Source organism: Methylomonas sp. MgM2, from assembly GCF_054172045.1.
In genome coordinates this window covers 60,904-70,913 of the sequence record NZ_JBSYXO010000023.1, presented here as the reverse complement: position 1 = coordinate 70,913, position 10,010 = coordinate 60,904, and the positions used below count along the sequence as shown (strand labels likewise).

Annotated in this window: 11 protein-coding genes and 1 pseudogene; 7 read left to right on the top strand and 5 right to left on the bottom strand. The window is 48.2% G+C overall.

Features of this window, described 5'->3' with window-relative positions:
* A pseudogene (locus ACW73I_RS16425) lies at window positions 1–173 on the top strand (IS630 family transposase); the annotation flags it as partial.
* 145 nt (window positions 174–318) lie between these two features.
* On the opposite strand, the gene ACW73I_RS16420 reads toward ACW73I_RS16425, so the two are convergent.
* Complete coding sequence (locus ACW73I_RS16420) at window positions 319–1,251, bottom strand: DMT family transporter (protein WP_458030506.1); 933 nt, start codon at window positions 1,249–1,251, stop codon at window positions 319–321.
* A 285-nt stretch (window positions 1,252–1,536) separates the two neighbouring features.
* On the opposite strand from ACW73I_RS16420, the gene ACW73I_RS16415 reads away from it, so the two are divergent.
* Genes ACW73I_RS16415 through ACW73I_RS16390 form a run of 6 tightly spaced genes read left to right on the top strand, consistent with a single transcriptional unit; the run spans window position 1,537 to window position 5,785 of the window.
* Entirely contained in the window at window positions 1,537–2,568 is a 1,032-nt protein-coding gene (locus ACW73I_RS16415; RefSeq protein ID WP_458030505.1) for an agmatine deiminase family protein, read from the top strand.
* Between the two features lie 14 nt (window positions 2,569–2,582).
* A complete protein-coding gene (locus ACW73I_RS16410) occupies window positions 2,583–3,467 on the top strand; it encodes a carbon-nitrogen hydrolase (RefSeq protein ID WP_458030504.1) in 885 nt (294 codons plus the stop codon).
* A 47-nt stretch (window positions 3,468–3,514) separates the two neighbouring features.
* The gene (locus tag ACW73I_RS16405) at window positions 3,515–4,246 is read left to right on the top strand and encodes a DUF1538 family protein (protein ID WP_458030503.1); all 732 of its coding nucleotides are present in this window, start codon (window positions 3,515–3,517) and stop codon (window positions 4,244–4,246) included.
* Window positions 4,243–5,022, top strand: a complete 780-nt coding sequence (locus ACW73I_RS16400; RefSeq protein WP_458030502.1) for a DUF1538 domain-containing protein — start codon at window positions 4,243–4,245, stop codon at window positions 5,020–5,022. The genes ACW73I_RS16405 and ACW73I_RS16400 overlap by 4 nt, the downstream gene beginning before the upstream one ends.
* A gap of 8 nt (window positions 5,023–5,030) precedes the next feature.
* A complete protein-coding gene (locus ACW73I_RS16395; protein WP_458030501.1) occupies window positions 5,031–5,381 on the top strand; it encodes a P-II family nitrogen regulator in 351 nt (116 codons plus the stop codon).
* Entirely contained in the window at window positions 5,378–5,785 is a 408-nt protein-coding gene (locus ACW73I_RS16390) for a CBS domain-containing protein (RefSeq protein WP_458030500.1), read from the top strand. The genes ACW73I_RS16395 and ACW73I_RS16390 overlap by 4 nt, the downstream gene beginning before the upstream one ends.
* A 21-nt stretch (window positions 5,786–5,806) precedes the next feature.
* On the opposite strand, the gene ACW73I_RS16385 is transcribed toward ACW73I_RS16390, so the two are convergent.
* The 4 genes from ACW73I_RS16385 to ACW73I_RS16370 form a co-directional block, all read right to left on the bottom strand.
* Window positions 5,807–6,004, bottom strand: a complete 198-nt coding sequence (locus tag ACW73I_RS16385) for a CstA-like transporter-associated (seleno)protein (protein WP_458030499.1) — start codon at window positions 6,002–6,004, stop codon at window positions 5,807–5,809.
* Window position 6,005: 1 nt separating this feature from the next.
* On the bottom strand, window positions 6,006–6,374 hold the full coding sequence (locus ACW73I_RS16380; protein ID WP_458030498.1) for a PilZ domain-containing protein: 369 nt from the start codon (window positions 6,372–6,374) through the stop codon (window positions 6,006–6,008).
* A gap of 191 nt (window positions 6,375–6,565) precedes the next feature.
* Window positions 6,566–9,361, bottom strand: coding sequence for a class I adenylate cyclase (locus ACW73I_RS16375; RefSeq protein WP_458030497.1), 2,796 nt, complete (start codon window positions 9,359–9,361; stop codon window positions 6,566–6,568).
* Window positions 9,362–9,394: 33 nt separating this feature from the next.
* Entirely contained in the window at window positions 9,395–10,006 is a 612-nt protein-coding gene (locus tag ACW73I_RS16370) for a histidine phosphatase family protein (RefSeq protein ID WP_458030496.1), read from the bottom strand.
* Window positions 10,007–10,010: the final 4 nt, after the last annotated feature.

The following is a 10,010-nucleotide window of genomic DNA, read 5'->3' as shown; positions in this document are numbered from 1 at the left end:
TTCTATCGCGCAAAGCTTTACGCGGTGCCAGTTTCCAAAACATCGCAGCCTTGCGCCAAGCCATTGAAGACTTCATTACCGCATACAATCCAACGGCTACACCTTTTCGATGGCGGAAACGCGAGGTTCGCGGGACGCAACTACGAAATACTATCGCCAACTTACGGAATTAAGCTCTAGGTCATCCCAAAATCAATCCTGAGAGTCTGACGTAGTATACCAGCATCGAGGCCGGTTGAGTTGCTAAAGGGAACGCCGGTGCGTTCACCGGCGAAATTCCGGACGAAAACACCTGTCCGAGTCTAACTCAATGTAATTTTAGGCGTTTTCAGTCGGCTTGCGTTTAACGGAGAGGCTGAAAACCCCAAGCATCACAAGCCCGGCACCAATCATTTGCGATACGGTCGGTTCCTCGCCGAGAAAATAGGCCGCCATGAATATCGTCGACACCGGTCCTATCATTCCCACCAGAGAAACATGCATGGAGCCGATCAGACGAATGCTTGCCGACAGCATAAAGACCGGAAGCACCGTCGAGACTATCGCCATGGCCAAGCCAAGCTTATAAACCCGAACCGGTAGGCAAAGCGCGTCGATAGGATGAGTCAACAAAAACTGCAACACCGTAGCAATACAAGCCACCAACATTGCAGTAGCAGTAAAACGGGAAGCGCCGATACGCGCGACCGCTTCTCCGGTGCCTATCAGATACAGGGAATAAGTCAAGGTACTGGCGAACACGAAGCCTGCTCCGAGTAACAATTGTTCGGATTGCATACTCAGCTCATTTTTGAATACTACGCCGATACCCGCGTAACTTAACGTCAACGCCACTACTTCTTTCCGTCCAAATGACTTGCCGAGTAACAATGCCGAAAGCAGTACAACAAAGGTCGGATACAGAAATAAAATCAGGCGCTCCAAGCCGGCGGAAACATATTGCAGGCCGATGAAATCGAATAAGCTGGACAGGTAATAACCCAGTAAACCCAATATCAGTAAGATCCTATAATCTCTGCTTGTTAACGGCAACAGATCATGTCTACTCCAATGGCGCAAAGCAACGAACAAAAAAAACGGCGTTGAAAACAGCATGCGTAAGGCCAACAATGTCACCGCGTCGACGTTATCGTAATAGGCCAACTTGACCAAAATAGCCTTGGCCGAAAAACCGATGGCAGCAAGCGTTGCCATACCGTAACCTAACGCGCCATTTTGATTGTGTTTTAAATATCGTGAAATTGATGCCATAGGGTCTCCATGTTTATTGCGGCCCCTAGGCGTGGCATCAAGCAACCGCGGCCAGGGCCGCGGTTGCTTCGGTTGGTTAGAAAAACGAATACACCACGGCAACGAGAAGCCCCCGTTGCCATAGAAGTTTGTTGAAAAAATCAGGATAGGTCGTCATGGCCGTGACTATAAAGGCTGATCGCAGCCATAGTCAAATAGATATATTTGCCGGCCCATCGTCAATTCTATAAACAGCATTGATACAATAGTCGCCCGTATATTTTCGATTTTTCCAGGGAGTCATTCATGATCCGTTTTCCAGCCGAATGGGAACCGCAATCCGCCGTCGCCATCGCATGGCCGCACCACACAGGCGATTTCGCCGACCTGTCCGCAGTCGAAGATAGCTATCATTTCATCGCGACCACTATCAGCCGCTTTCAAGCACTGATCATCATTTGTAAAGACGGCGAACATCAGGAGCATATTCAGACCCAACTAAACCATAATGAACGCATTCATTATGTCCAAGCCGATTACAACGACATTTGGGTACGCGATACGCTATTTATCAGCATGGAATGGCAACATCCCAAGGCCAAGCTGCAATTATTGAATTTCCGCTTCAACGGCTGGGGGAATAAATACCCGCACGATGCCGATAACAAACTGAATCTGGTACTGTTCGCCCATCCGCTTTTCAAAGGCCAGCCCACCGCGACCCTTGACTTGGTATTGGAAGGCGGCAGCGTCGAATCGGACGGCCAAGGCACGATCATGACCACCAAAAACTGTCTGTTCAATCCAAACCGCAATCCGGATTTGTCGGAACAAGCCATCGCCGGCCAATTGCAAAATTATCTGGGCGCAAAACGTATTTTGTGGGTCGAGCAAGAGCATTTGGCCGGCGACGATACCGATGCCCATATCGACACCCTGGCCCGTTTCTGCGACGCCAATACCATCGCCTACACGGCTTGCGATGATAGCGCAGACCCGCATTATCAAAGTCTGAAGCACATGGAAGAACAATTGCAGGCTTTTAGAACCGAAGCCGACAAGCCTTATCAACTGGTTGCCTTGCCGCTGCCGAAACCGATTTTCGACGAAGACGGACGGAGACTGCCGGCCAACTACGCCAATTTTTTGATCATCAACGACGCGGTGATGGTGCCGGTTTACGACGACCCCATGGATAAAGTGGTGTTGGAACGCTTGGCGGCTTGCTTCCCGGATAGACAAATCATCGCCACGCCTTGCCGGCCGTTGATACATCAATACGGCAGCCTGCATTGTGCCAGCATGCAAATACCGGCATTTGTAAATTTGAATTTCTGACAGTGATTGCGACCATGAACAAACCCATCATTGCCTGCGCCGTCCAGCAACCCTGTAATCGCGGACGGAAAACCAATCTGGCCTACTCCATCGCCCAAGTCGAGCAAGCCGCCAAGCAAAACGCCGAGCTGGTGGTCTTGCCCGAGCTGCATCTGGACCATTATTTTTGTCAAAGCGAGGATACCGACTGCTTCGATATGGCTCAGCCCATTCCTGGCCCAACCTGCGAAACACTGAGTCAAGTCGCCAAAACCAACGAAGTCGTCATCGTTTCCACGATTTTCGAGAAGCGCGCGCCTGGGCTTTATCACAATACCGCGGTGGTATTCGAAAAAGACGGCAGTATCGCCGGCACCTTTCGTAAGATGCATATTCCGGACGACCCCGGTTTCTACGAGAAGTTTTACTTCACCCCCGGCGACTTGGGATTCAAACCGATAGCGACATCGGTAGGCAAGCTCGGCGTTTTGATCTGCTGGGATCAATGGTATCCGGAAGCCGCGAGATTGATGGCGCTGGCCGGCGCCGACGTGTTAATCTACCCGACAGCGATCGGCTGGAACCCGGATGACGCACAAGACGAAAAAGCCCGGCAACTGGAAGCGTGGATCACCGTACAACGCGGCCATGCGGTCGCTAACGGCTTGCCGTTGATTGCCTGTAACCGTATCGGCTTCGAAGAAGCGCCGGACAATGCCGCAGGCATCCAATTTTGGGGCCATAGCTTCATTGTCGGCCCGCAGGGTGAGTTTTTGAGCCGCGCCGACGATCAACAAGATTCCATAGTGTTGGCTACGTTGGACCCCAAACGCAGCGAAGACGTTAGGCGTATCTGGCCATTCTTGCGAGACCGACGCATCGATGCCTATTCCGACATAAGCAAGCGTTATATCGATTAGTGATCATGCCGGCAAAATACGCCGGCAATTAAACGGACAAAGACAAGGTGTTCGGTAGCAATCGTTTTTTCAGATTGATCTTAAGCAGCTGTTTCGATTTGGCGCCGATATTGGTGGTTGTGCTGTTTTTTCAACTGGCTGTGATTCGTCAACCCATCCCTAATATAGTCGATTTGATCATTGGCTCTTTGTTCGTTGTCATTGGCCTAACCTTTTTCATATTGGGCTTGGAGCAAAGTTTGTTTCCGATCGGCGAATCCATGGCGAATGCATTCGCCCGCAAAGGTAGTTTATTTTGGTTGCTACTGTTCGCATTTTGCTTGGGCTTCGGAACAACCATTGCCGAACCGGCCCTGATTGCGATTACGCAAAACGCCGCCGAAATCGCCAGCCGTGCCCGATTAATTGCCGAAAACGGAGAAGCGATACAGCATTACGCGCTGGCCTTGCGCCTGACGGTCGCGGTTTCGGTCGGCTTTGCCATCGTTGTTGGCGTGTTGCGCATCATCAAGGGCTGGCCCTTGCAATATCTGATCATCATTGGGTATGTTGCGATTATTTTGATGACGCCGTTTGCACCGGCTGAAATAATCGGGATTGCTTACGATTCCGGCGGCGTCACTACGTCCACTATCACCGTCCCGCTGGTTACCGCCTTGGGCATAGGCCTGGCTAACTCGATCAAAGGCCGCAATCCTGTGGTCGATGGCTTCGGCCTGATCGCGTTTGCCTCCCTGACCCCCATGATTTTCGTCATGGCCTTCGGCATGCTGGCATGACGGCATGGCTGCATCAATTCACGGCCACCGTGCTGGAAACCGGCCGCGATGTGCTGCCGATCGCGGCTATCATTATAGGTTTTCAATTACTCGTCATTAGAAAACCGCTGGCGCATCCCAGCAAGACCTTGTTGGGTTTTATTAATGTGCTGATTGGTATCGCTTTTTTTCTGGAAGGATTGAAAATGGCGCTGTTCCCGCTCGGTGAATTGATGGCGGCGCAATTGACGGCGCCCGAATTTCTAAAAATCGGGGATATCAACCACGCCGCCGATTGGCGCCATTATGGCTGGGTATATTTATTTGGCGCGTGTATCGGCTTCGCCACAACGCTGGCGGAGCCGTCCCTACTCGCCGTGGCGCTCAAAGCCGAAGAAATATCCGGTAAAGCGATCAGTGCCTGGGGGCTGCGCATTGCCGTATCGTTCGGCGTAGCGTTCGGCATCAGCTTAGGTACCTACCGAATCGTTACCGGCACCGAGCTGTATTACTACATTGTGGTAGGCTATATTATCGTTGTCTTACAAACCCTTTTTGCCCCCAAGTTAATCGTCGGTCTCGCTTACGACTCCGGCGGCGTGACTACGTCGACCGTTACAGTGCCGCTAGTCACCGCTCTAGGATTGGGCCTGGCCTCGACGGTACCCGGTCGCAACCCCTTGCTCGACGGATTCGGCTTGGTTGCCTTCGCCAGCCTGTTTCCGATAATGACCGTACTTGGTTATGCCCAGCTGGCTGAATGGCGAACTAGAAAACGCAATTCAACTCAAATGTGAGGATTACTATGCGCTTCAAATTGATCATTGCCTTTGTGGATGACAGTAAAACCGATTTGGTATTGGATACCGCGCGCAAAAGTGGCGCCAAAGGCGCTACAGTCATTACCCAAGCTCGCGGCGAAGGGATCAAGCAAGCCAAGACATTTTTCGGCTTAACCCTAGAAGTGCAGCGCGATGTGCTGATGTTTCTAGTGGAGGAACATTTGAGCCGCTATATCTTGGAAAAAATCGCTAAAGTAGCCGAGTTCGATACCAAACCAGGTACCGGTATCGCCTTTAAGATCGATGTTGAAGATGCCATCGGCGTCATGCATCAAGTTGAAGAACTTACTCAAGAATTGGAAGATGAAATATGATCGACGCTAATAAAATCATTCATGTCAAAGACATCATGAGAACGGACTTTGCAAGTATCGAAGGCTCGGCTACCGTCAAAGACGCTCTGCTGCTGATGAAGAGCAGAAAGACTTCGGTATTGGTCATCAATAAACGTCATGACTTTGACGAATACGGCCTGCTAACATCCGGCGATATCGCTCGCCATGTATTAGCCAAAGACAAGGCACCGGACCGAGTCAATGTATATGAAATCATGTCTTGTCCGGTAATCCAGGTGAGTCCGGAAATGGATATTCGGCTTTGCTCCAAACTATTTGCCAATTACAACCTGGTAAGAGCGCCAGTCGTCGAAAACGGCTTGGTAATCGGCATGATTAGCCCAAACGCGCTGGTATTGGACGGGCTCTATAAAAATCTCTGAAATTTTTGACCCAGCAATCGCTTAACAACAGCGTTTGATACCATTCCACTTACGCTTGGTTTCCGCCGCGAAAAATGCCTTGCGACTCATGGGCTTGGAACCCGGTTCCGCATGGTAGGCTTGCCAATGATCAAGATAACGCTGATAGGCTGCTTCACCATTTAAATTTCGCCAAACCTCAGAAAGCTTGACTAATCCGGACTTAATGAAAAATTCCATATTAGTGTGAGTCTTCCGCGGGATGTGGCGCATATTTGACGCATTCGAACATCAGGCTATCGAGCTCATCCTCGGTGTGTTTATCCGCATATTGTAATCCGCAGTGATGCCGATCATGAATATGCTTGATTGTCCCGTGTATCGAAAGAGGAACGCCCGACTCAGGCAATATTATTAAAATTCTGAGTTCGGCCACTTCGATATGAGGCAACAAAGGCGTGTTTAGTTTAATCCGGATGCCGCTGTAACTCATATCCACCACATGTCCGTCGATAACAATTTCCTCGGCGGGCGGAGGAGGGTCGATGATGATATGCGCTGCAATCCCTTCGGGATTAAAGCGTTTGTGATTACGTTTGTCGAATTTCATCAACACGCTCCATATTAACGAATGGCCAAAGTATAGGCATAATCGGTCAGACGGCAAAATCGATTTATCGCGTATTACTAACCGATCTTCGCGCACGTAAATCAATCACTACCGCAAACGTTTCCCAAGGAAACATTAAACCCGCTTTTTAAATGAAACGGCCTGATGAAACCATCTTCCCCTGAGACCATTTAAAGATTTAATTTTTCTTCGATTTTTTGCTTATAGTTAAGGTAATGTAGGCTTTGTCCTTGTTCGAAATGTTTAAGTCCCAACAGTTCACACGGCACATCGATTTCAGTAATATGAAAAGGATAATCTTCACGATTTTTTCTAAAGCTTAGAATGTGCGTCTTAATTGCTTGGTAGGATGCGATATCGGTAATTGCAAATTTGCGCTCATTGCAGTAAACGGCTTGCCCCCCTTCCCGGTCCGCTACAATACGTACTCTTAAATCCAGAACGGTGCTGGCCTGTTTTATCTGAACAGTATGACAAGACGCTACCCCCGCGGAGTTTTTCTGAATTTCATAACATTTGATTGCTAACGCTTCCGGCAATTTTGTTTGTAGCTGCAAGGTCGTAATAAACACATTGTAGTGAACCAACAAATGCCGCGGATTGGCGCCGCTATGTTGGCGAACAAATAGCGATCCTTTTTCGTCAATTATAAAGACCGCCACATGTTTGCTAGTCACGTGATAAAAAATTTGCAGTGTATCGGCTTGGTTATGCCGATATAGAAAAGGGATGAAAGTTTGCTCTAACACATAGTCGTCAAAAATCACTGGTGAAAACTGATTTTGCGGGCTAGATAATTCTTGTAACAGCTGGTTGTTGTTGTCGATTAAAAAATATCCCAACGCCCTATTTTGAAGGCGAAAACAACAACTTCCCTCCTTCGCGGCCATAAAATAACGATTCAACTCCCTATGGGGATGATAGGCAAAACTATCCAGAAAATGCCTGAAAATAGCTTCGATCCTTAGCGCAATACTACGCCCTCTGCCGCGCGTGTAACAGAATACTTGCATACAATTAATTGACAATGGCGCCGCGCTTTGGTTAAAAATCTCACATAAGCAATCGCAAAGTCCGTCAAACCCTGAATAACGCCGGACGGCGACCTCACCCCAACTCGACACCGACAACTTTTGCAAACTTTGTACAAAACAATGCCGGCCCTCGCCGTAACTGAGTGGATCCGACCGTTCGCTTATCATGAATTGTTCGGGATTGGCGTCGACAGCCAGTTCCTCGCCCCAATTCACTAATAGCATGGAAGACAATAAGCGATTAGGCTTGGAGTAAACCTCTAATGCGGTTTCCTTAGTCGGCAAATGTTTCGATAAAAATCCATGCAGGTCCTCAAGCAATCGTTTTAACTCATTAGCCGATATTCTTAATGAACTCGTCGACAGTTGCAGATTGATATCTCTTCTGTACAAACCATTCACTACGGCCCAGCACAATAGTTCGAGCAGGTTATCGCATTGTTTCATTGCCGATTCGGCATTGATAGATGCGGACGACCGCCCATCAAACAAACACCAACTCACCGAATTCCGATCGCCAACCACTTCAACGATTGACCATATCTCCGGTTTTGCGTACACCATACTTCGAGTAGTCAGCACCTCGACCTTGCCCGGTCGAAAATCGAGGAAGGCACTTAATTTACGACTCAACAATTTTAGGTCATCGTTTAAATCGGCATGATCCAATGGATTATCAGTAATTTTTAATATTGTTCGCAGACATTGTTGCAACTGGGTACGAATGACCACATGTTCGTCAGTCGCTTTTTTGATATTCCAGAATTTGGTCGTGTTTAGGTTATCCAATAAATCGTCCGGCCACTGGCAGCGATGAGCAATGGTTGCTAAAAAATCATCGCATAAGCGGCGCGCTTTACCATCGCGTAACGGAAAGGCGACGCCCGTAATTTTGATCTGAAAACACTCTCGCGCTAAATTGAGCCTTTGTTTTGAACCTTCCTGACGCAAATAATCATCGACTTTGTCATAAATCAACAAATAAGGATCAAGCATATCGACACTGAAGTCACCCCGGTAAATTGCCTGTTTCATCGTCGAGCATAGCCATTTAGGCTCAGGGAATTCAGCCGCGTAACTTTCCATTAAAAATAGCTTTAACAATGCTTTATGAGGGGAATTCAAAGATTTGTAGATATGCCAAAGCGTAGCACTGACAAACTCAGCCATAGGCATATCTTGTAATCCGCCAAAATCGAGCACATCGGCTTCTGAAATAAAGCGGTTTTCGAGCAAATGCGAGACATAGCGAGAATAATTTTTTTCCTGTTCGTGCGGTACCAACCACCAAACGGGGATTCGTCCCGCAATATAGATCGAGGTACGATAGAATTCCTCCAATAACAGATAATGCTGGGTTTCTCCACTACTCTCAATGGAAATTGGGGTGTTTTCACCTTTTCTAAATTGTTCGCTATCGACCAGAAAAAAATGCACTTCCAATCTAAATGACGCCGCCCATTTCTCAACTAACAGGGTTTTCTGACCTAATTCCTCAAGTTCTAATTTCGATAACCCGGGACGATGACACAACCAAATGTCAATATCGCTATCTTTGGAAAAGGCCATGCTTCCGGCGCTTCCCATCAAGAAAATAGCATAGATCGGATAATCGCTTAACGCCTTGCGTTTATGGATGAACCCTTTTGAGAACTGCTTGGCGGTATCGACAGCCTGTTTATTCGGCACATAATCCGGAATGCCGGCAGGCGTTTCCAATGACACGAAACCTGGCAACAAGGGATGATTCTGATGGAAAAGCAATGGCAACAAATTTAAAAAATCATGCTGTTTGGGTTGCAAAAACTCCCGCACCCGCAACAAACGAGCCTGGTTAAAGTGCTTGAAACGCTGAGCAATGGCATGGAGATCCTTTTTGCTGATCTCTTCGCCTGGAGCGCCCAAATGAATAGGTGAAAAGCGTGAAGCCAACCGCTATCCTGTAAAATTGTAGTTGTTAGAAAATTAAACAGGCCTGTGAAAGTTCAGCTGCACAAACCGGCCTCTGGCATCATCGAAGCAACTAAAACGAGTTAAGCAGCCATACGGTATCTCAATCTGAAAACTTTGCTGTAGAGGAATGTTTAACAAAGTCGAGAATAACAACCTTATCGCCCCTGCGTGAGTAACCACCAATATATTTTGTCCGGCATGATTTAACAGCAAACTCTCCCAGGCTTTCCGAATCCGTCTTTCGAAGTTTGTATAACTTTCCGCGTTTGGCGGCGTAAAGCTAATCGGATCGGCGTAATAATTGGTCAAGGCTCCCGGCTGCAGCCGTTCGACTTGTTCTGCCGACATGCCCTCCCAGTCTCCGAAATCGATTTCCTGCCAGTCTGGGTCTATTATTAGCTCGGCTTGCCGCTCCTGTCCCCAGGCCGACGCGAAGGATAAACAACGCCGCAACGGTGAGGCAATTACAACCGGCCATTGCTGACCCAAACATTGCTGAAACATTTGCCGCCACCCTTGTTCTGTTAACGGATCATCGCTTGAACCACGAAAATAGTCACCGGTTTGGGTTTCTCCATGGCGAAGAAAATCTATCGTCGTTTTTGTGTATGAAGCGCTTAGCACTATT